23 protein-coding genes are annotated in these 22,088 nt (G+C 33.4%); all 23 read right to left on the reverse strand.

All coding sequences use genetic code 11. The features are described 5' to 3' along the window. Positions 1-77 precede the first annotated feature (77 nt). The 23 genes from MKY90_RS26790 to MKY90_RS26900 all read right to left on the reverse strand — a co-directional run bounded on the left by MKY90_RS26790 (position 78) and on the right by MKY90_RS26900 (position 22,046). Positions 78-998, reverse strand: a complete 921-nt coding sequence (locus MKY90_RS26790; protein WP_341093021.1) for a glycosyltransferase family 2 protein — start codon at positions 996-998, stop codon at positions 78-80. Positions 999-1,015: 17 nt separating this feature from the next. Then, positions 1,016-1,876 (reverse strand): glycosyltransferase family 2 protein, encoded by an 861-nt coding sequence (locus MKY90_RS26795; RefSeq protein WP_286119070.1) that lies wholly within the window; start codon positions 1,874-1,876, stop codon positions 1,016-1,018. A 437-nt stretch (positions 1,877-2,313) separates the two neighbouring features. After that, a complete protein-coding gene (locus tag MKY90_RS26800) occupies positions 2,314-3,678 on the reverse strand; it encodes an O-antigen ligase family protein (protein WP_286119071.1) in 1,365 nt (454 codons plus the stop codon). A gap of 131 nt (positions 3,679-3,809) precedes the next feature. Continuing rightward, complete coding sequence (locus MKY90_RS26805; protein ID WP_341093025.1) at positions 3,810-4,910, reverse strand: glycosyltransferase; 1,101 nt, start codon at positions 4,908-4,910, stop codon at positions 3,810-3,812. Positions 4,911-4,915: 5 nt separating this feature from the next. Beyond that, positions 4,916-6,106, reverse strand: a complete 1,191-nt coding sequence (locus MKY90_RS26810) for a glycosyltransferase family 4 protein (protein WP_341093027.1) — start codon at positions 6,104-6,106, stop codon at positions 4,916-4,918. Continuing rightward, positions 6,103-7,590 carry a lipopolysaccharide biosynthesis protein gene (locus tag MKY90_RS26815; RefSeq protein ID WP_341093029.1) on the reverse strand — a complete coding sequence of 496 codons (1,488 nt, stop codon included), beginning with the start codon at positions 7,588-7,590 and terminating at the stop codon, positions 6,103-6,105. Before MKY90_RS26815 ends, MKY90_RS26810 begins: the two co-directional genes overlap by 4 nt. Before the next feature lie 19 nt (positions 7,591-7,609). Continuing rightward, on the reverse strand, positions 7,610-8,686 hold the full coding sequence (gene gmd, locus MKY90_RS26820; protein ID WP_341093031.1) for a GDP-mannose 4,6-dehydratase: 1,077 nt from the start codon (positions 8,684-8,686) through the stop codon (positions 7,610-7,612). 35 nt (positions 8,687-8,721) lie between these two features. Beyond that, positions 8,722-9,666, reverse strand: coding sequence for a GDP-L-fucose synthase (fcl, locus tag MKY90_RS26825; RefSeq protein WP_341093033.1), 945 nt, complete (start codon positions 9,664-9,666; stop codon positions 8,722-8,724). An 18-nt stretch (positions 9,667-9,684) separates the two neighbouring features. Then, positions 9,685-10,365 (reverse strand): sugar transferase, encoded by a 681-nt coding sequence (locus tag MKY90_RS26830; protein WP_341093035.1) that lies wholly within the window; start codon positions 10,363-10,365, stop codon positions 9,685-9,687. A 17-nt stretch (positions 10,366-10,382) separates the two neighbouring features. Beyond that, entirely contained in the window at positions 10,383-11,264 is an 882-nt protein-coding gene (gene bpsC, locus MKY90_RS26835; protein WP_341093037.1) for a UTP--glucose-1-phosphate uridylyltransferase BpsC, read from the reverse strand. 242 nt (positions 11,265-11,506) lie between these two features. Next, positions 11,507-12,274: a tyrosine-protein phosphatase gene (locus MKY90_RS26840; protein WP_341093039.1), complete on the reverse strand. Its 768-nt coding sequence runs from the start codon at positions 12,272-12,274 to the stop codon at positions 11,507-11,509. Positions 12,275-12,383: 109 nt separating this feature from the next. Continuing rightward, a complete protein-coding gene (locus MKY90_RS26845; protein WP_078205024.1) occupies positions 12,384-13,088 on the reverse strand; it encodes a CpsD/CapB family tyrosine-protein kinase in 705 nt (234 codons plus the stop codon). Next, positions 13,078-13,821 (reverse strand): YveK family protein, encoded by a 744-nt coding sequence (locus MKY90_RS26850; protein WP_078184877.1) that lies wholly within the window; start codon positions 13,819-13,821, stop codon positions 13,078-13,080. Before MKY90_RS26850 ends, MKY90_RS26845 begins: the two co-directional genes overlap by 11 nt. 260 nt (positions 13,822-14,081) lie before the next feature. Continuing rightward, positions 14,082-14,759 carry a CpsD/CapB family tyrosine-protein kinase gene (locus MKY90_RS26855; protein ID WP_098167570.1) on the reverse strand — a complete coding sequence of 226 codons (678 nt, stop codon included), beginning with the start codon at positions 14,757-14,759 and terminating at the stop codon, positions 14,082-14,084. A gap of 93 nt (positions 14,760-14,852) precedes the next feature. After that, positions 14,853-15,038, reverse strand: coding sequence for a hypothetical protein (locus MKY90_RS26860; protein WP_139359383.1), 186 nt, complete (start codon positions 15,036-15,038; stop codon positions 14,853-14,855). 110 nt (positions 15,039-15,148) lie between these two features. Then, positions 15,149-15,583 (reverse strand): 3-hydroxyacyl-ACP dehydratase FabZ, encoded by a 435-nt coding sequence (gene fabZ / locus MKY90_RS26865; RefSeq protein ID WP_000931959.1) that lies wholly within the window; start codon positions 15,581-15,583, stop codon positions 15,149-15,151. Between the two features lie 418 nt (positions 15,584-16,001). Further along, positions 16,002-17,003: a rod shape-determining protein gene (locus MKY90_RS26870; protein WP_002130035.1), complete on the reverse strand. Its 1,002-nt coding sequence runs from the start codon at positions 17,001-17,003 to the stop codon at positions 16,002-16,004. A gap of 161 nt (positions 17,004-17,164) precedes the next feature. Next, the gene (gene spoIIID, locus MKY90_RS26875) at positions 17,165-17,437 is read right to left on the reverse strand and encodes a sporulation transcriptional regulator SpoIIID (RefSeq protein ID WP_002089714.1); all 273 of its coding nucleotides are present in this window, start codon (positions 17,435-17,437) and stop codon (positions 17,165-17,167) included. A gap of 309 nt (positions 17,438-17,746) precedes the next feature. After that, a complete protein-coding gene (locus tag MKY90_RS26880) occupies positions 17,747-17,881 on the reverse strand; it encodes a hypothetical protein (RefSeq protein WP_002016211.1) in 135 nt (44 codons plus the stop codon). Between the two features lie 293 nt (positions 17,882-18,174). Next, positions 18,175-19,152 (reverse strand): M23 family metallopeptidase, encoded by a 978-nt coding sequence (locus tag MKY90_RS26885; RefSeq protein WP_341093044.1) that lies wholly within the window; start codon positions 19,150-19,152, stop codon positions 18,175-18,177. Between the two features lie 161 nt (positions 19,153-19,313). Continuing rightward, on the reverse strand, positions 19,314-20,021 hold the full coding sequence (locus MKY90_RS26890; RefSeq protein ID WP_078184879.1) for an ABC transporter permease: 708 nt from the start codon (positions 20,019-20,021) through the stop codon (positions 19,314-19,316). After that, positions 20,021-20,863 carry an ABC transporter ATP-binding protein gene (locus tag MKY90_RS26895; protein ID WP_000170829.1) on the reverse strand — a complete coding sequence of 281 codons (843 nt, stop codon included), beginning with the start codon at positions 20,861-20,863 and terminating at the stop codon, positions 20,021-20,023. The genes MKY90_RS26890 and MKY90_RS26895 overlap by 1 nt, the downstream gene beginning before the upstream one ends. Positions 20,864-21,038: 175 nt before the next feature. Beyond that, positions 21,039-22,046: a LytTR family transcriptional regulator DNA-binding domain-containing protein gene (locus tag MKY90_RS26900; protein WP_341093045.1), complete on the reverse strand. Its 1,008-nt coding sequence runs from the start codon at positions 22,044-22,046 to the stop codon at positions 21,039-21,041. Positions 22,047-22,088 lie beyond the last annotated feature (42 nt).

Consider the following 22,088-nt stretch of genomic DNA (forward strand, 5'->3'; position numbering starts at 1 on the left):
AAGTTATATCGACTTCTTATTAACTTATTTATGGTAAATATATCTAAGATTAATTTCTAACTTAGCAAGTTACCAAATTAGCTAATTAACTTTGATTTCACTTTTTTTACTCCATCTTTACTTATCTTAGCTAAAATATTATAATCTTTAAATATTAATACTAATGCATCTTTAAACTTCTTATTTTTTAAATTATCCTTAAATAGATAATAGTTGTATGCTGAATGTTGCTTTTTCATTCTAGCTTCTAATAAACCCCTGATATTACTATCTATAGTTTGTTTTTCAACTTCTCTGATGGCATATTCTGTCACCTTTATTAATTCAACATAGTATTCTTTATTTAATGTTGTTATCAAAGAGTTTTTTCTTTGTCTATATAAATACAATGTTTCTGGGATAAATAATACCTTTCCTTCATTTGCAAAGTACTCTAAGTAAAAAAGAAAATCTTCCGCTAGTCTACAATTTTCATTGTATAAAATCCCGTTTTTTGTGATAAATTCTCTTTTCATTACTCCTTTAAATATCCCCAAATCATACTCAATAAATTGTTTTACATCTATACTCTGTAAACTATTTTTTGAAACTCCCTTTTGTTCATATCCATTAGCATAGCAGTATCCGTCACCATCAATAAAATAATAGAAGTTATCAAAAAGGATATCCGGGTCTTCTTCTCTAATATAGGTATTCATTATTTCTAACCTATCCTCTAATATTAAATCATCACTATCTACTATCATGATGTATTTACCGTTAGAATATTTAATCGCCTTATTCCTCGAGTAAGATGGTCCCTTATTCACTTCATTTTTGAATAACTTCACTCTACTATCACTTAACTTATTAATTACTTCTACCGTATTATCTGACGAACAATCATCCACTATCACTATTTCAAAATCATCAAAAGTTTGTTTTAAAATAGAAGTTATGCATTCTTCTATATATTCATCCACATTATAAGTAGGGATAATAATAGAGAATTGACACATAATTATCTCCCCTTACTCTATCTATTTAAATATTTTTTAAATATAAATTTAGGTATGAATTCTACATATGGTTTTGTAAAATACACAAGCCAAAAAGGTCCCGAATGTCTTTTAGTAAACGTAAACCATTGTTTCACAGGTAGCCCTTTAATAGAAAGTAATTTTTTTATAGCTATGCTTAAAGAAAATTCCGTATCATTATAAGTCCCTTTAACCGAATTTCTCTCACAAATACCTAAAATACCCGGGGCTATAAATATCTTTGTTCCTTTTCCTTTAGCACGTAAACCAAAATCGAAATCGCCCATTCCATGAACGAATACTGGATCTAAATTCCCAATTAATTGATATACTGATTTATCTATTAATACAATATTCCCATTAATTGTATCGCATTCTTTTGGATTTTTTTCATCTGGAGTTACAACTCTATATTTTACTGGTCTGGTAGGACTAACTTTTTTGACGCCACCATATGTAACAATACCATTTTTGTTTACGGTAGTACCTACAATAATCTTAGGACTTTTACTTTCATTTAACATAAAATTAGTATCCAATAATATCTTAAAAGCATTATCATGAATAAATGTATCATCATTCATCCATATGTAAAAATCATATTCTTTCTGTTTTGCAGTGTTGTAAGCTTTTCTCATTCCTCCATTCCAAAAATAGCTTCCATCACCTTTAATAACATTTACATCAGGAAATTTAAGTTGCACAGATTCACTCGTTCCATCTGAGCTCCCATCATCTAATAGGTAAATATCAAATTTATATTTTCCACCATTGCTTTGATTATAAATCTTATTTATGGCGTCAACTGTTTTTTCTTTTCTATTGTAACAACACATAAGCACAGCTATTTTTATCATTATATATACTCCTCTAGCCATTCAAAATCTTCACGTAACCTTTTTAATTGTGTCATGGAAAAATCCACTTAATTTTTCCATGTTAAACCTGAATACACTTGTATTAATAACTACTTTATACATTTAAGTTGAATAGATAAAAATATCCTCTTTAAGTTGAATTTTACGTAATTTATCTTTTCTTTCTTTTTACATAAGAGAGTATCAAAATAACTACTACTTCCCCACAAAAAATGTAAATACAAGAAATAATTAGGCAGTACCATTTGCCTATGATAAAAATATAGAATAAACATTGTACCTCTTAAACTATCTACTTCTGCTGTTCTAACGTTTTAATCCTATTTTTTTCGGACCTCGTCAAATATTTAATCAACGTTTACAGATTACAAATTGGAAAATAGTATAAACTACTTTTTTCACCAATAAAACCAAAACTAATAACGATCTGAGTTATTTAATCTACTATAGCTTAAGTAAATTAAAATACAAATCAAAGAAAACATTTGGACTTGTATTGTATAATTTCTAAATGGAGTTTCAGTTATACATCTAATTAATAAAAAAGCGACTAGCATTAAAGAAACACTTTTAGTTTCCTTACTTAATTTAATCCCATAATAGACTAAGCAGCCAACAAAAACAGTCATACAAATAAACCCGAACAATCCAGTTTCACCTAGGGATTGAATAAACTGATTATGTGCCTGTCCAGCATACTCTTTTCCATAACTTGTCCTAAATTCTAAATTCCATATTTCCGGCCCATATCCAAACATTATATTATCCAGCCAGGTTTTTATTGTTATATTCCATATTTCAAAGCGCCCTGTTAAAGTTGAAAATTCTTCTAATAACTTATTAATTTCATTCACAACTTTATAAAACAGACCATTTGCATTAAATTGAGATATGATAAAGAACAAATAGAAACTTATCATCGAGATTACTAACGTGCAAGAAAACAGTATTCTAAAGCCCCTACTTTCCCAAAAACTATTAACCAGAGATATAACCCATACTAAGATTAATATAAATATAGCTGTCTTAGATTCCGTCCATAACAGAACTATTAATGCCGCAAAAAGATGCATACCCCTGTACGTATTCTTCTCACTTAGAACTAATCTACTAAATATTATATACAATACCGCAACTGGCCCTAAACCATTGGCATGCGCCAAAACCCCTGATAAACGAGAATTAAAAATTGGGAGAAGATTAACATAGCTAGTAGTGGCCCATTCTGGATAAAGCATTCCCAGCAATAAACTCATATAAATATAAGTTAATAAAATATATTGAATGTGTTTAATAATTTCTTTAATAGCTCCATAATCAATAATCAAAATACAGCCTATCAAAAGAATTAAGGACATAAATATATTTATTGAAAAATATGGTTTAGTTCCCAATATACATGCGGCTAAAATACCAATATGATAGATAATATAACTTACTAAAATCACTTTTCCTTCTGATGAGATTGTACTTTTATTCGGTCCTCTTTTGAGTATAAATATAAAAATCACAAAATTTATAAACAAACTAACCAAAAATATGATTTGATTAAATTCAATTCCGTTAAGAAATGATAACGGTGCAACTATAACTTGATGCGTATTTTCAATTATCCTGTCCGTTTTCATTTCTTGAATAATTGGCCCTACTCCAATTATCCATAATATCGCTAGAACAACCTTATTGGGTTTTTTATTTAAACACTTTAATATAAGTTGCATGGAATAAGCTGCAACTATTAATACAAAAGGTAATATCAATATCATATACATATATGTCATATTTTTACTCCATAATTAAACTTAATAATTTTGACTTGTTGCATATATTTTCTCTAATCTACATCACTCTGTTTATCAGTATCTTTTATTATTACAAACTAGTTTTAAACAGAATCTCACTATTATTTTGATTAGAGATTATATATTTCCATATAATCTTTTGCCCCTTTAGTAACATCAAATTTTTCACGTGCCACTTGACTATTCAATTCTAATTGATGTTGATCAATTTGTCTTTCACCAGATATATAAGATTCTATAACTTTTTTAATCTCCTTATTACACGGAGTAATGTAGGTTACTTCATTCATGTAAGGCTCAAACTCCAGTAAACCACTTTTATCAGTAAATACACAAGGTAAGCCTGAACCTAAAGCCTCTAGCCCCGCGATTCCAAATCCCTCATATAATGATGGCATAATAAATAAGTTGCTGGCATATAATATTGGACGCACATCCTCTACATATCCTAAAAATCGAATATGGGCCTCTAGACCTAGCTTCTCTATCAATTCTCGTTCAGATTGGCAAGCATCTTCCTTGCCTACGTGCAAATATAGAAAATTAGTATATTTTTTCTCATTTATCAATGCATCCATTGCCTTTATTATTTCAGTATGGTTTTTTACTTCTGAACAATTCCCTATACTCGTAAACACAAATACATCATCAGAAATACCTAGTTTTTCTTTATAATATTTTTTTTCTTCTAATTTAACAAATTTAAATTTATTGGTATCAATCCAATTGAAGATTACGCTTGTTTCATTTTTAAATCTATTTCGTTCATTTTGTTGTACTAAATTCCCTATACTAACCTGCTTTACATTTAATAATCTAACTCCCGCTCTCTCAATTATTTTCCTAACTTTTAATATCCCATTAAATTCAAACATACTATGAATAGTTCTTATAATTCTTTTTCTTTTAGCCAGTTTTGCAACCAAACTATATATAATATTGGCCCGCTCAGTATGAATATGTATAACATTATAATCATTTGCCTGAATTAACTTGTAAACATCAAAAAAGTGTCTAAAACTTTTTGAAAATGGAGCATGCTTAACCTCATATCCAGCGCCTACTAGTGCATTTTTAAACACACCTTCTTTATCGCCCGTAGATAAAATTGTACTTTTTAACCCCTCCTCTTTCCAAAACCTTGCCGCTTCCCTTAGCATTACTTCAGCACCTGATGGGTTTAATTCCCCTAGCACATGCAGAACTTTCATTAGAGTCAATTCCTTTCCATACTATCTATATACAACTGTTCATATTTATCTACAACCTTTATAAGATCATAATTTTCAGTTGCAAACCTACACCCTTGTATTCCAAATAGTTTTCTCTTATAACTATCCATTAATTGCTCCATTGCTCCTGAAATTTCATTAACGTTCCTCATATCTATAAGTAATCCTGCAATCCCCTCACCCATTGTGTATGGTACCGCTCCACTCTTTTTACCACCTATAATAGGAATGCTTAATTTCATTGCTTCTGCTACTATTAATGAAAAAGACTCTTCTAATGATGGATGTACTAATACATCTACATTTCTCTTTAGATACTGTAATAACTCTTCTCTGACTACGGCTCCCTTAAATTCAACCCCAACATCAGCATTATTTTTTTTTGCCCATTGATGTACAGGCCCAAATTCCTCATAATCAATTCCAATCATAACTAGCTTAACATTTTCATATTTTGTTCTTAATTCTCTGTACGCTTTTAATAAACGAATTGGATTTTTTAATTTTCCAGACCCATTCAATACAGATGCGAATACAATTTCATTTTTATCAAAAGCACCACTACTATTTCTTAAAAGCTTTTCTTCAATAACAACTGGATTAGGTATCACATATAGCTCTTTTTTCGAATAAAATTTGTATTTTTTCAAATGGTTTGCCGTATCTTTTGAAACCACAGTTAATTTCTTCGTCTTTATTAACGCATAATATGCCATCAATAAACGAATAAAACGGTATGGATTTGGCATGTATCTCAAAACTTTAAATGGCGAATCATGTGCTGTAACCAGCACCTCATTTTTGGTTGCTAATGCTGCAATCGCAAATTCATATGTCCAATGCGCATGCAGTACATCAACCTTTTCCTTTTCAATCATTTCTTTTAAGCACTCAATTTCGTTTTTAAAAAAGTTCCTCGCACGTTTTGTTTCTCGGTAGTTATGTACATATATTTTTAGATTTTCTCCTTTTAATATAACTTCTTCTTCAATACCTCTATCTAATGTAAATATAATAATTTCATGACCACGCGATATTAACTCTTCAACTATAGATGTAAGAAAAGTTGCTCCTAATCCTTTAGGAGCAACTTTTCCTTTAACTATAGTTAACGGGCTAATTTTTTTAATTGAATTTACATCGATTGGTGAAACAATACCTATTTTAATAGTCATTCACCTCTTTTTATTATCTTGTTCAAAAACTCTTTTTCAATATTAGGAGGAAAATACATATCCTTTTTTTTCAAAAAGCATATACCCAAGACTATACTTAAAACTCCTAGCAAGCAAATCATCGAAAGTAAATTTCCAAAATTAAACTGTTTAACTATTATTGAAATAATCATAATTATTAATGATACTTTTAAAGATGGTATAAAACTTTTAAAATACTCTATAGGAGAGAGCGAGACATAATCAAACGCTGAGATTATAATTATTAAAAACCTTGTGATATAAACACATAAAATCACCCATATAAATGTTTTAAAATTATAGTTCACAAAAATTAAAACCAATACAATATATACTAGGACCGTTTTAATTTGAGCCTTTAACTCTCGTTCCACATGACCTCGTCCCCAAAATAACGGGCTACAAATGCTAGTTAATGATATAAAAGGTAAGCTAAGAATAATAGGTATTGCAATCTCAGCACATTCTGCTCCATATTCCCCGAACATGACTTCAAAAATCTCATATCGGAAAAGAAAACAAATTAAAGAAATTGGCAACATAAATAGTGCAACCACATAAGTAGTCGTCAAAAATATTTTCTGAGTTAACTTTTCGTCATTCTGAAATTTTGAATACAGTGGAAACATTATTACTTGAATCATATTAACAATAAATGTAATTGGATACATCAATAATGTAAAAGTTCGGTTATATACACCTAAACTAAAGGAACCGTACACTTTCCCCATGGAAAAAGTACCTAGACTATCTATAACCCAATTAATAATATTCGTTGCTAATGCTTTTGAGCCAAATTTGAAATACTTTATATATTCTTTTGCAAATACCATTTTTAATCTAATTGAATGCCTTGTAAAAGCATACATTATAGCTGAATTTAAAAAAGTTTGTGCAAGGTGTGCATACACTAAGCTCCATACGCCCCATCCATTAAAGGCTAAATATACACCTAAACAGGCATATCCAAGTATATACGAACTTATATTAGCCAGTTGAACTTTTTTAAAGAAAAACTCTTTTTTTAATAAATTAAATGATATAACACCAAAAGCTTGTAAAAGAAACCCCAATGATAATAACTTTAAGACAGGAGCCAACTCCTGGCTATTAAGAAAACCTGCAATTAAATCACTCACTAAAAAAACTGACAACCCTACTAAAGAACTCATAAGAAGTTGTATAGTAAAACAACTTCTTATATCATCTTTAGTTATTTGGGGAGATTGTATAATAAATGCACCTAAACCAGAATCATTTAATAAATTCCCTAAGGCAATTACCGATAAGGCTAAAGCCATTACACCATATGCTTCAGGTCCTACAACTCTCATTAATAAGATAACTACAACATATTGTGTAAACATCTTGATGAAGGTCCCAATGTAGTTCCATTTTAATCCATTTAATCCCTTTGAAAAGATTTTACGCTGTGATTCTACCTGTAAGTTAGTTTTATCCAAAATGCTTCTTCCTTTATTTTTAATCAAACATCCTCTTCAATTTATCTTCCTTCTTGACTTTCTTCATATCTTCTTCCACCATAATACTAACAAGCTCTTCAAATGAAGTCTTAGTTGGATTCCATCCTAATAATGTTTTTGCTTTTGTAGGATCTCCTAATAATTGCTCAACTTCAGCTGGACGGAAGAATTTAGGATCTACTGCCACAAGCACTTTACCTGTTGCTTTATCGATACCTTTTTCTTCTACACCTTGTCCTACCCATTCAAGCTCAATGCCTACATGCTTGAATGCTAATGTAGTAAATTCACGTACCTTATGCATTTCACCAGTTGCGATAACAAAGTCTTCTGGCTTATCATGTTGAAGAATTAACCACATACATTCTACATAATCTTTCGCATAACCCCAGTCACGAAGTGAATCTAAATTCCCTAAATATAACGTTTCCTGTTTTTCTTGTGCGATACGTGCTGCAGCCAGTGTAATTTTACGTGTTACAAACGTTTCACCACGACGTTCTGATTCGTGGTTAAATAATATCCCATTTACTGCGAACATGTTATAAGATTCACGGTAGTTCTTTGTAATCCAGAAACCGTAAATTTTTGCTACACCATACGGAGAGCGTGGGTAGAAAGGCGTTGTTTCTTTTTGTGGTACTTCTTGCACTTTACCGTATAACTCAGATGTTGATGCCTGATAAATACGAGTCTTTTCAGTTAGACCTAAAATACGTACTGCTTCTAAAATACGTAATGTTCCTACGCCATCTACATCTGCTGTATATTCAGGTACATCAAATGATACTTTCACATGCGATTGTGCACCTAAATTATAAATTTCATCCGGACGAATTTCACTAATTAAGCGAATCACATTAGATGTATCTGTAATATCACCATAATGCAAGTGGAAATTTTCTTTGTTATTTAAGCCTTCAATTTCTTCATTTACTAAGCTCTCAATACGATCTAAATTATAAGAAGAACTACGACGAATAATACCGTGTACTTCATATCCTTTTTCTAATAAAAACTCCGCTAAATAAGATCCATCTTGTCCTGTTACGCCTGTAATAAGTGCTTTTTTCATAATATCCTCCAATTATCTCTATTAATCTTTTATTATTATTTTCTTACTAATTCTTTTTCTGTCTTTAAGAACCAATCATATGCTTTCTTTAAACCTTCATCTAAAGAAGTTGTTGCCTTCCATCCTAAAGCATTAATCTTAGTCACATCTACTAACTTACGAGGAGTACCATCTGGTTTAGAAGTATCAAAACGAAGCTCTCCAGTAAAACCTATTGTAGCTTTCACCTTCTCAGCAAGTTCCTTAATCGATAAGTCTTCACCTACACCGATGTTTACAATTTCATTACCTTCATAGTTATTCATTAAATATACACAAGCATCTGCCAAATCATCAGAATATAAGAACTCACGTAGTGGAGTACCTGTTCCCCAAACTTCTACAAACTCAGCATTATTTTCTTTTGCCTCATGGAACTTACGAATTAAAGCTGGTAATACATGTGATGTATGTAAGTCAAAGTTATCATTTTCACCATATAAGTTTGTTGGCATTGCTGAAATATACTTTGTACCGTATTGGCGATTATATGATTCGCACATTTTAATACCCGCAATTTTTGCAAGTGCATATGGTTCGTTCGTTGGCTCTAACTCCCCTGTTAATAAGTATTCTTCTTTTAACGGTTGTGGAGCTAATTTTGGATAAATACAAGTACTACCTAAAAATAGTAACTTCTCTACACCTGAACGGTATGCTGAATCGATTACGTTCGTTTGAATCATTAAATTATCACGAATAAAATCTGCTGGATACTGATTATTCGCAACAATCCCACCTACTTTAGCTGCCGCTAAAAATACATAATCAATTTTCTCTGTTTTGAAAAACTCTTCCACTTGCCTTGGATCACGTAAATCTAACTCTTTACTTGTTTTATACACTAAATTTGTATAGCCTTGTTCCTCTAACTTACGTAAAATAGCTGAACCAACTAATCCACGGTGACCTGCTACATAAATTTTAGAATCTTTTTTCATGATGTTCTAAACTCCTTTTTAAAATGCATTATTTGACCCTAATAATACTTTTATTGTTTTTAATATAATCTTTATATCATAGAAAATATTTCTATTTCGTATATATTCTAAGTCTAATTCTACCATTTCAGCAAATCCAACACTATTTCTTTCTGTAACTTGCCACAATCCTGTACACCCTGGAGTAACAAGTAACCTCTGCTTATCATAGGAGGTATATTCCTTTACTTCTCTTGGAAGTGGCGGACGTGGCCCAACTAAACTCATCTCACCTTTTATAACATTTAACAGCTGTGGTAATTCATCAATGCTTGTTTTACGAATAAATTTACCGATTTTTGTAACGCGGGGGTCATCTTTCATTTTAAACATAGCGCCCGATACTTCATTATGTTGCAATAAATCTTTTAAACGCTCTTCCGCATCTGTTACCATTGAGCGAAATTTATACATTCCGAATTCCTTTCCGTCTTTTCCAACACGCATTTGTTTAAAAAAAACAGGGCCTTTCGGATCTTCTAACTTAATTAATATAGTAACAATAATAAAAACAGGAGACAGCAAAATAACACCACATAATGCACCAAATATATCCATCAAACGCTTCATAAATAAATACAATCCATTTTGATTTACCTCTTCAGCAGCAAGTAATCCTCGTTCTTTTACAGTTCCACTTGATACTTTAGTTAAGGCCAATGCCTTTTCACCTCACTTTATATATGTACATTTTCTTTTTTCACAAGTTCATTCATATAATCCATCAATTCTTCTTTCAGTTCTTCATGCTGAAGCGCCATCTCAATCGTTGTCTTAATAAACCCAAACTTCTCCCCAACATCGTAACGTGTGCCTTCGAAGTCATACGCAAATACTCGTTGAATTTCATTTAAACGTTGAATCGCATCAGTTAATTGAATCTCTCCACCAGCACCCGTTTGCTGATTTTCAAGGAATCTAAAAATTTCTGGTGTTAATACGTAACGACCCATAATCGCTAAATTAGATGGTGCTGTACCTTCTGCTGGTTTTTCAACAAATTGACGCACTTGATAACGACGATCGTTTTGTTCAACTGGATCAATAATACCGTAACGATGTGTCTCATTTTCTGGCACCGTTTGTACGCCAATAACTGAAGACTGTGTACCTTCATACTGGTCCATCAATTGACGTAAACATGGTGTTTCTGCTTGAACAATATCATCACCAAGTAATACTGCAAATGGCTCGTTCCCAATAAATTTACGTGCACACCATACCGCATGTCCTAAACCTTTTGGTTCTTTTTGTCTTATATAATGAATATTAATCTTTGAAGAAGCTTGTACTTTTTCAAGTACTTCATGCTTTCCCTTTTCGAGTAGGCTTTGTTCTAACTCAAAAGAGTGATCGAAATGATCTTCAATCGCACGTTTTCCTTTTCCAGTAACAATAATAATATCTTCAATTCCTGATTCTATCGCTTCTTCTACTATGTATTGAATTGTCGGTTTATCGACGATAGGTAACATTTCTTTCGGCATCGCCTTCGTTGCTGGCAAAAATCTCGTTCCGAGACCCGCAGCTGGAATTATCGCTTTCCTTACTTTTTTCAATTCTAGTCCCCCATGTATTCGATTATTTATATGTAGCAATAACAAAAACCCTACCTATAGACCCATTTTTATAACTCCATAGGTAGAGTTTCTGTCAAAAATAAATTATGGGCATCTAACCCATCCTCACGTCATACTCCCGACGACAAGCGTCTAAGGTAGGTCCGAAATAAAAATTTCTACCCACAGCACGACCGAGTGCCCCCGTTGATAACGGTTAGGAGACATCACCAATTCCTTATTTAGAAAATACCAAACAATTTTTTACGACGAATTTGTTCTGGATCTTCTTTGTAAATTGCTTTCCCGCTAATTAATAAATACGGATTTTCTTTTAAATCGCTCATAACGTTCATTCCGAATTCTTTTCCGATTAATTCGTAACTTTCCGCTAGATGAAATCCTCTTGATGTAGTGTTATGTGCATCAGATGCGATCATATGCGTTAAATTATGTTCAACAAGTTGGAGTGAGAATTTTTTTATCTTTTTGCCGAAATTTCCTAGCAAGCTACCTGCCGTTACTTGTGTTAATGCACCTTTACTTACAAGGTTATATAACTTATCTGGCCGCTCGATTAACTCGGCATTGCGTTCTGGATGAACGATAATTGGAATCATTCCTTTAACACGTAGTTCATATAATAGTTGTTCTGCATAACGAGGTACATGATTAGATGGAAACTCAATTAATATGTATTTATTCGTTTCGTTTAAAGTAACGATTTTACCAGCCTCATAGTCTTCAAGTAAGTCACCATATAATCTGACCTCTTGCCCCGGTAAAATTTTGAGTGGAATTTCATTTTGTTGTAGTTCATCATTTAATTGTTGCACTTGATGAATAATAGAAGTACGTTCATTTACATATTTTCCATTTTGATGGTGTGGTGTAGCGACAATTGTATGAATTCCTTCTTGCACAGCTTTTTGTGCCATCGCTAAACTATCCGTTACGCTTTGTGCTCCGTCATCGATGCCAGATAAAATGTGACAATGTAAATCAATCATTCTTCTCACCCTTCCTCTCGTATAGAAATCTTTTTTCCTTTGAATATGAGATATATCTCATATTCAAAGGAAAAAAGGAGATATGTTCTTGCCATATCTCACTTTTTAATTAGTTCGCACCGTAGTAATAATATAAGCCATGTTCACGTTCACGATCGTTCAGAACAACACCTAACAATTTACCTTTTGCAGATTCTAATAATCCTTTTGCTTTTACCGCTGTTTCTTTTTCTGTCGATTCACTACGAACGACTAGAATAGATGCATCACATACATTCGCCATAATTTGTGCGTCTGTTACAGCTAAAATTGGTGGTAAATCAAAAATAACTAAATCGTACATACTATATGCTTGAGCAAGAAGCTCTTGCATCGATTTCGAACCTAATAATTCCGCTGGATTTGGTGGGATTGGGCCGCACGCTAAAAAGTGTAAATTATCTACATTTGTCGTTTGTATACACTTCTCTAAACGTTGACTATGCGTTAATACATTCGTTAATCCGACAATATTGTCTACTTGGAACATTTGATGCATCGCTGGTTTACGCATATCTGCATCAATTAATAATACTTTCTTTCCTTGTTGAGCAAAAACAACTGCCATATTCGCTGTCGTTGTCGTTTTCCCTTCACTTGGGTTCGCAGATGTTACCATAAGTGAATGCAAGTTTGTATCAACAGATGCAAACTCAATATTCGTTCGAATATTACGATATTGTTCTGAAATTGGTGATTTCGGTTGTTGATGAGCAATCAGTTGACGACGTTGACGATGATTTTTTTTCTTTTTAAATAAACTATTAAGAACCAATTGTCTGTCCCCTCACTTTTCTTGATGATGGCGCATGCGATTTCACGTTCATTGTTTCTTCATCCATACGAGCAACAATACCTAACACTGGTAAGCCAAGTAAGTTTTCTACATCCTCTTCTTTTTTCACTGTGTTATCTAAGTATTCTAGTAAGAATGCAAGACCAACTGAAGCCATTAATCCAACAACGAAAGCAATTGCTACGTTTAACATCGGGCGTGGTTTAATTGGAGATTGATTTTCCGCAACTTCTGCTTTTGATAATACAGTTACGTTATCGACATTCATAATTTTAGCAACTTCACCTTTAAATACATCCGCAGTTGCATTTGCAATATCACGAGCTACTTTTGGATCTTTATCCTCAGCTGTAACAGAAATGACCTGTGAATCTTTTTCATTCGCAACATTAATCTTTCCTGTTAAAGCTTGCGCTGTCATATTTAAATTTAATTTTTCATTCACTTGATCTAAGATTACTGGACTTTTAATAATAACCTTATATGTATTCGTTAATTGAATATTTGTTTGTATTTCACCGGCTTGAATCATTGTACCCTCTTGCTTCTTCTGATTCACAAGAATTTGCGTTGAAGATTGATAGATTGGTGTCATGAAGAAGAAGCTAATGATAGCACTTACAATAGCTGCACCAAAGGCGATTACGAGGATCATTGCTAAACGTTTTTTTAAGATATGAAATAACTCTTTTAGACTAATTGTTTCTTCCATAAGTTCCTCCAACTTTCTAAAATTTACACATAGGAAAAATTATAACATATAAATCTTACATTTTTCATTTTTAATAATTCAGTTCTATATTCGTTCACAAGAAACAAGTTTAATCTTACAAAATAATCTTAAATATGACAACACATTCCAATCATTTTCCAAAATTTTTATTTTATCATGTTTTTCATGCTGTGTAACTTGATAAAGAATTTTCAGAAAACAATAAAAAGCCAACAAAAATTTTGTTGGCTTTTTATATTTTAGTAATAACCATACTGCTCTTTTTCTTCCTTTTTATCGTTTAAAACGACACCGAGTATTTTGCCAGATGCTTTATCTAAAATTTGTTTCGCTTTTACTATTTTATCTTTTTCTGTTTTTTCACTGCGCACGACAAGTATGATTCCATCACATTTGTTCGCAAGTATTTGTGCATCGGTAACCGCAAGAACTGGCGGTGTGTCTATTAAAATAATATCAAACATGTTATACGCTTCTAGTAATACCTCGTCCATTACTCGATTCCCTAACAGTTCCGCCGGGTTTGGTGGTATTGGACCTGATCCCATTAAATATACATTCTCTATATCTGTCTTTTGAATACATTGCATTAATTTTGCTTGTCCTAATAATACGTTCGTTAATCCATTTGAATGATGTATTGCAAATAAGTTTTGTATCGTTGGCTTACGTAAGTCGGCTCCGATTACTAAAACTTTTTTTCCTTGTTGACCGAAAACAACTGCTAAATTTGCAATTGTCGTCGTCTTTCCGTCACCTGGATCTGCTGAAGTGACAATAAGAGAACGAATATGAGTATCTACAGATGTAAATTCAATATTTGTACGAATGTTGCGGTATTGTTCTGTAATACGCGATTTAGGCTCTTTATGTGTAATTAATTGTTTTAATGGCTTTCTTTTCTTTCTCCCGAACATGTTCTAGTCTCCTTTTTTTAAGTGCGACCTTTTCCTTCTATTTCTATATGCTCGATATACACGCCCATTTCATTCATGATCGATATATTACGCTTATTCCCCACTTATTTCCACTGTTAAATCCATCCATTGCCACCCATATCTAACCATAATCCATACCGTTCTATTTTGTCCTATACAAAGACCGTAACAATATGACAATAGCTTCATTTCTTTTATATCTTTATCATTTATCTCAAAAACGAGATAAATGATAAAGTAATTATATGGTAATTCCAATTAGTTTACAACTAATATTCTGACTAGTTTGTATTTTTATATTTATATTGATATATATAGTAAATAAAAAAATCTTCTTGTATTTTTACAAGAAGATTTTTTTATTCTATCTATTCTTTTTTATCACCAATTGCAAATGTAATTTCAGCTTCACACGCAACTTCACCATCTACTGTTGCGATTGCTTTGCCTTTTCCGATTGGTCCACGTACGCGTGTCATTTCTACTTCTAAACGAAGTTGATCACCTGGGCGTACTTGTTTTTTGAAGCGGCAGTTGTCGATACCTGCGAAGAAAGCAAGTCTCCCGCGGTTTTCTTCTTTCTTTAATACAGCAACTGCCCCAACTTGTGCTAATGCTTCTACAATAAGTACACCAGGCATAACTGCATAATCTGGGAAGTGTCCATTAAAGAACTCCTCGTTTGCAGATACATTTTTAATTCCAACCGCTCTTTTCCCCTCATCCACTTCTAATATTTTATCAACAAGTAAAAATGGATAACGGTGAGGAATGATTTCTTTAATTTGTTCTATATTTAGCATGTAACAATCGCCCCTTTTGTAATATTGGTCTTACCACTTGGACATATTGTTATTATCCCATTTTGTTTATTATTTGTCATTATAAAGTGAAACTTTACTTCCTATGTATAAAAAAATGCATACACTCTATTCCATTAAAATAGTTGCACTTCCCAGCAACTGACACGGAGGTAGAAAAGAGTGTATGCCCAAATTAGGGAAAGGCAATATGTATTTGAACATTTTTTGCCTTAATGTCGTATTCCGAATCATTATATTACATACGTTTTCAAATAAGAAAACATTAAATTTAACTATATATACGGATATATCACCCTATTTCTTTATTTTCCTCTATTTTTCTTCCGTTTTCGTAAAAAATTAGAATTAAAAAAATCAAAAAAAAAGAACTAAGGTTTTCCCTTAGCTCTTTCTCACTTTATTTCAATGCACGACGTGGTAATTTATCGATATTCTCTAACATAATACCTGTACCAATAGCAACACATTGCATTGGGTTTTCAGCGATTAATACTGGTACCTTTAATTCTTCTGCTAGAAGCATGTCGATACCGTGTAATAAAGCTCCACCGCCTGTTAGAATAACACCACGGTCGATAATGTCCGCAGATAGTTCTGGTGGTGTGCGCTCTAGTACGCCTTTTGCAGCTTGTACAATGATAGCTGCGTCTTCTTTTAGTGCTTCTGTAATCTCTTCAGAGCATACTGTAATTGTACGTGGTAAACCTGTTACCATGTCACGTCCGCGAATTTCAAGCTCTTCACTACGTGCACCTGGGAATACTGTACCAACTTTAATTTTAATATTTTCTGAAGTACGTTCTCCAATTAATAGCTTATACTTACGTTTAACGTAGTTTAAGATTTCCATATCAAACTTATCGCCAGCCATTTTGATAGAGGAAGAGGTAACAATATCACCCATAGAAAGTACGGCAATATCTGTTGTACCTCCACCAATATCAACAACCATGTTTCCGCTTGGCTGGAAGATTTCCATACCAGCACCAACTGCGGCTACTTTTGGTTCTTCTTCTAAAAATACTGTTTTACCACCTGAACGTTCAGCAGCCTCACGAATTGCTTTTTGTTCTACAGATGTGATATTTGTTGGACAGCAAATTAAAATGCGAGGTTTTGAAAAGAAGCTCTTCACGTCCAATTTGTTAATGAAATACTTTAACATTGCTTCTGTAATTTCGAAATCTGCGATTACACCATCTTTAAGCGGACGAATTGCTACAATATTACCAGGTGTACGTCCCACCATACTTCTTGCTTCTTCACCTACTGCTAATACTTTTCCACTATTACGATCAATTGCCACAACAGATGGCTCATTTAATACAATACCCTTACCTTTAACATGAATTAATACGTTAGCCGTACCTAGGTCAATTCCGATATCTCGCGCAAACATTCCCGTCATTTCCTCCTCGATATTCAAAATCAGGTTACACCCGAATTCTTTTACACCTAATTTCTGATTTTATCATAAATTTAACAGAAACGTAATATTCGCAAAAAGAATTCTTCTGAAAAATATTACCGAATTCACAAGGAATGTTTGCTATTTTAGATTTATTGGCGCACAGGGTTTTCTGTATCTTCTTTTCGGTACTTTTGCTTTGTTGCTTCTCCACCTCTTAGATGACGAATAGACTTATGATAATCAAGAATTTCTTTCACTTCATTTGCGAGCTCTGGATTAATTTCTGGCAAACGTTCTGTTAAATCTTTATGGACTGTACTCTTTGATACCCCAAATTCCTTTGCGATTACACGCACTGTCTTTCTTGTCTCCACGATATACTTGCCAATCTTGATAGTTCTCTCTTTGATGTAATCGTGCACACCACTCGCCTCCCTAAATTGGATGTGAGAAGTGTGAAATGAGACTCGCTGCATACGACTATGAAGTAAATGTGAGTGCTGTTTGTAAGCGTTAAACATTCTTGGATTTATAATGAAATGATTCACGATTTCTCACCTCAAACACTCTCTTTGCATTGGTTTATACCATTGTATTGCCCGCACTACTGATATATGCTACATGTTCACTATTTTTGCGGACTAAGTTAAGAAAAATTACGTTTTTTTGTGAGAAATACATTAACGATGACAATTATGGCGAAAAAAAGTGACACCTCTTTATAAAAGGTGTCACTCTTCTCTTTCATATTCTTCTTCTAACAACTGATGGTGGGGGACTTCTTTCTTACCGGCAATATAATAATATAAAGCGAATAAAACAAACAATAAAATGATAGCAATCGACAGAACAGATAAAAATGACACAGTATCCCCTCCCTTTTGTAATATATATTCGAGAATCTCGTCATTTTTCCTTGTTATTGCAACTTTTTTCTCGAAATTGATTATTTTTATATGAAAATAAAGTGAAACTTTAATCAGTGGGGGTTTTGTTCATCCCCCACTGATTATTAGTTGAACCAATCGGGCGTTTACGGGCAGTTGATCTCCCACCTAACTTCTTTGCTTCAGCTGAATTTTGAGGTGGGAGTCTTACTGCCCGTTAATGCGGGATAAAAAAATCAGCTCTCCTAATGAGAACTGATTTTTTCACTTTATTATTCTTGTGAAGAAGAACCGTTAGATGATTCTGTAGAACCATTCGTTGATTTTTCTTCTTTTTGAGATTTGTCATCTTGTTTGCCGTTCGTCTCTTTATCACTAGTCGAACCGCTTGTCGATTTCTCATCTTGTTTGCCGTTCGTCTCTTTATCACTAGTCGAGCCGCTTGTCGATTTCTCTTCTTTTTGAGACTTATCTTCTGTTTTACTTTCTGGTTTCGTGCTTGTCGACTTTTCTTCTTTTTGAGATTTGTCATCAGCTTTTTTACCAGAAGCATTCGTCGCCTTTGCAGCACCTGCATCAGCTTTAATTTCTGCTACTGATTTATTTAAATAACGCTCAGGGTTCACAGCCACATTGTCTTTACGTACTTCAAAGTGAACGTAAGAACCTGCATCTTTATTCATTACATTTAGACCTGATTTTCCTAACACTTCACCTTGCGCGACTCTTGCACCTTTTTCTACTTTCACACTGCCTAAGCTTTGATAAGATGCCGCTACACCATTTCCACTATCTACCGTTACAACATAACCAAGAAGTGAATCTTTTTCAGCTTTCGTTACTGTACCACTTAAAGCAGCTGTAACATCAAATTCTTTTCCGTTTTTCGCAGCAATGTCAATTCCTTTATTCGGGGAATATGTGTTGTTATAAAAAACAAGTGCTTTTTCTTGTTCCGCCTCTGATGCTGCATCTTCATAGAATTTCTTCTGTACTACTACTTCTGCATTTACTGCAGCTGGCATTTTCACTACTTCTGAAGATTTTGTTACTGGCACTGCCGGATCTTCCGTTTGTGTATACGGTGTTGCTTGATCTTGGTTCGGAGCTTTCTTTGGATTAGCTCCCTGGAACCATAGCGCAACCATTAAGATTACCGCTGCACAAGCAATGTATAGTGCCGGAAACACCCATCTTTTTTGAAATAAATGTACTACTTTTTGCGACTTTTTACTATTTCTTCCTCGCATTCCATCATCACCTCAGCAATCATTTTGAACAATATTCACTCATCCTATACAACCTATAACTAATTACTTTTCGACAAAATCTGTAAAAATATGTATAGGAATTGCAAAATTTCCGAGGAAATGATAGAAAAAGGAAAAAACTGAGCGTTTCAGCTCAGTTTTTAGTCCATTTGTTTCTTTCTATAAATGAAGAGCGTAATAACAAGTACTGCAACTAACCAAATAGTTATATTCAATAAATTACTAGCAATTGCACTAAAACCTTCACCTTTTATAACACTGCTAACTGCAAGACCGATATGACGAGTTGGTAAATAACCAATCATCTTTGTAACAACTTCATTCTTCACAAACATCCCAATTAAATCGCCCAAAAGAAATGTCATTAATATTGGCAATCCAATTGTTGAGGTTTGTGGCACATTTTGAGCTAATAATCCGATACAAGTGCCAATGAGATTAAATATTAGCATTCCAAGAACAAAGATGAGTAATAATATTGCAAAATTACCTTCTAATTTACCTAAAATAAGTAGATTAATAAAACAAATTGCAACTGTAATCAGACCTGTTAATGAACTTTTACCAATTAATACTTCAATTGATGATGCTGGTGATAGCATAAGAACACGAAGCGTATTTTTTTCTTTTTCTTCAGCGATGAGCATTGCCTGTACAAAACCTCCGACCATAACTAACGCCATCGCAGTTAATGTACCTGCCCCAGCTTCTCTAAAGTTGTCTGCACGACTAAATAGTATTGCAAAAAAAACTGGCATTGCCATCATAATTAAAGTTTGTGAATTCGTTTTAAAATCCTGTAACTCTTTCCGAAAAATAGCTGAAAATCGTCTCATTGAAAATGTCATTATAATCCCCTCCCAGTAACTTCAATAAAGATATCGCCTAGCGTTGGTTCGTGTGAATGAATGGATAGTAATTCACCTTTTTTCATCCATTCTGAAATACGTTTTGCACCTAATTCGTCTTTTTGCACTACTTCTTTTTGCTTATCTTTTAATACGACTTGTATTTGATCTTTCGCGTATTGCAATCGAAGGTTTTCTGGTGTATCAAGCGCTACAATTTCTCCCCCGCATAGAAAGGCAATGCGGTTACAAAGTGTTTCTGCTTCGTCCATATTGTGAGTCGTTAAGAAAATCGTCGTTCCCTCTTTATTTAAGTCTTTTAAGATTTTATGAATGTTTTGTACGTTTACTGGATCAAGTGCAGATGTTGGTTCATCTAAGAAGAGGATATCTGGTTTATGAAGGATCGCTCTCGCTAGTGTGACACGCTGCTTCATTCCTTTTGACAATTTTTTTACTTGTGTTTTTTTATCATCTAATAAGTTCACTTGTGCTAGTACTTCATCGATTCGTTCTTTTTTACAATCGTATAAGTCACAAAATAATAGTAAGTTATCATAAATGCTAAGTCTTTCGTATAAGCCGCTGTTGTCTGTTAAAATACCGATTCGTTTGTAATCGATACTACTTGGCCCTGTAATGTCTTTCCCTAACACTCGTACTGTTCCAACGCTATGAAGCAATTGAGAAGTTAAAATCTTTACTGTTGTTGTTTTCCCAGATCCACTCGGTCCGAGGAATCCAAAGATTTCTCCTTGCTTCACCTCAATATTTACATTTCGAAGGGCCGTTTTTCCATCGAAACTTTTCATTACATCTTTCATTTCAATTGCCAATGTCATTTCGTCATCCCCTTTGTTTTTCTTTTTATAGATGAAAGTCGCTTTAGCGCTTTTCGTTTGTTTCGCTTTTCTTGACTCAATCATATGAAAAACAAAGGGTAGGCGCAGTAAAATACCGATAAAAGGAGTATTTTTACCGGTGAATGGATCCTATTTTAAGCTTATTGGAGCATTTTTATAGCCCAATTACACCTTTTAACTCATCCATTCGTCCTTTTGAAAGCGGGATTGAACTTTTTCTTTCGTCATCCAAAATTAAACTAAAACTATTACGTGTCCACGTAATAACTTCTCTTACTCTTTGTAAATTAACGAGGTACGAGCGATGACATCTGAAGAACCCGAATCCTGCTAATCTCATTTCTAGTTCACTTAATGTTAATGCACATACAAAGTCACCTTCGCGCACATGAATATGTGTCACTCCATTTTGTGTTTCAATGAAATGGATCTCCATCGGATCCAGTAAAATGATTTTATCGTTCACTTTCGCTGGTATTCTTTCCAGTTTCATTTGCGGAATCATTTGAACTACTTTTTCTTCATCGACTTCTTCAACTTCCTCTTGCTCTATTTCTATCTTTTTCACACCATCGTTGTTTAATATGTACACATCTTCTGTCAGCGAAAGGGCATCTGATAAAAAGGAAGACGTAATAAAGATTGCCTTTCCTTGCTCTTTCATTTTCATAATCGCTTTTCGAATAATGATCGTACTCTCTGTATCCACATTTTGCTCTGGCTCTTCTAAAATAGCTAAATCCGGATTATGAATCATAACTCGCCCAAGATGAAGACGGCGTTTCTCTGAAAATGATAGTTTTTCTATTTTAACGTTCAACTTATCTAGGAGACCGACATATTGTACTACTTCTTCCATACTCATGTTAGATTCATAAAGCCCTAATATAAACTTGAAGTACTCCCTCACCTTCAAACGATCGTATGCTTCATCTTTCAAAAAACAAAAACCAATGCGGGAATAATTCTTCTTTCCAATCGCTGTGCCTTCAAATAGTACATTCCCAGTTGAAGCTGCTTCTTCACCGATAATGATGCGGTGCAACACTTTAGCTGTATGGTTATTACACTGCAAAACAACACATTGTCCCTTCTCAACCTCTAGCTCAATTGCCGGTAACTGGTTCGTCTTCCCTAACTGTTTCAACTCCAGTAGCGCCATTTCGTCTCCCCCAAATGTTTTTATCCTATTATACCAAACAAT

It is taken from the genome of Bacillus sp. FSL P2-0099 (assembly GCF_038007445.1).
Taxonomy (GTDB): domain Bacteria; phylum Bacillota; class Bacilli; order Bacillales; family Bacillaceae_G; genus Bacillus_A; species Bacillus_A mycoides.

Coding starts and splice junctions, on each gene's coding strand:
- MKY90_RS26885 (WP_341093044.1), bottom strand. CDS start 19,152: ATGCGAGGAAGAAATAGTAAAAAGTCGCAAAAAGTAGTACATTTATTT.
- MKY90_RS26795 (WP_286119070.1), bottom strand. CDS start 1,876: ATGATAAAAATAGCTGTGCTTATGTGTTGTTACAATAGAAAAGAAAAA.
- fcl (WP_341093033.1), bottom strand. CDS start 9,666: ATGAAAAAAGATTCTAAAATTTATGTAGCAGGTCACCGTGGATTAGTT.
- MKY90_RS26855 (WP_098167570.1), bottom strand. CDS start 14,759: ATGTTCGGGAGAAAGAAAAGAAAGCCATTAAAACAATTAATTACACAT.
- MKY90_RS26870 (WP_002130035.1), bottom strand. CDS start 17,003: ATGTTTGCGCGAGATATCGGAATTGACCTAGGTACGGCTAACGTATTA.
- MKY90_RS26890 (WP_078184879.1), bottom strand. CDS start 20,021: ATGACATTTTCAATGAGACGATTTTCAGCTATTTTTCGGAAAGAGTTA.
- fabZ (WP_000931959.1), bottom strand. CDS start 15,583: ATGCTAAATATAGAACAAATTAAAGAAATCATTCCTCACCGTTATCCA.
- MKY90_RS26805 (WP_341093025.1), bottom strand. CDS start 4,910: ATGAAAGTTCTGCATGTGCTAGGGGAATTAAACCCATCAGGTGCTGAA.
- MKY90_RS26800 (WP_286119071.1), bottom strand. CDS start 3,678: ATGACATATATGTATATGATATTGATATTACCTTTTGTATTAATAGTT.
- MKY90_RS26790 (WP_341093021.1), bottom strand. CDS start 998: ATGTGTCAATTCTCTATTATTATCCCTACTTATAATGTGGATGAATAT.
- MKY90_RS26900 (WP_341093045.1), bottom strand. CDS start 22,046: ATGGCGCTACTGGAGTTGAAACAGTTAGGGAAGACGAACCAGTTACCG.
- MKY90_RS26840 (WP_341093039.1), bottom strand. CDS start 12,274: ATGATTGATTTACATTGTCACATTTTATCTGGCATCGATGACGGAGCA.
- MKY90_RS26810 (WP_341093027.1), bottom strand. CDS start 6,106: ATGACTATTAAAATAGGTATTGTTTCACCAATCGATGTAAATTCAATT.
- MKY90_RS26850 (WP_078184877.1), bottom strand. CDS start 13,821: ATGGAAGAAACAATTAGTCTAAAAGAGTTATTTCATATCTTAAAAAAA.
- gmd (WP_341093031.1), bottom strand. CDS start 8,686: ATGAAAAAAGCACTTATTACAGGCGTAACAGGACAAGATGGATCTTAT.
- MKY90_RS26895 (WP_000170829.1), bottom strand. CDS start 20,863: ATGACATTGGCAATTGAAATGAAAGATGTAATGAAAAGTTTCGATGGA.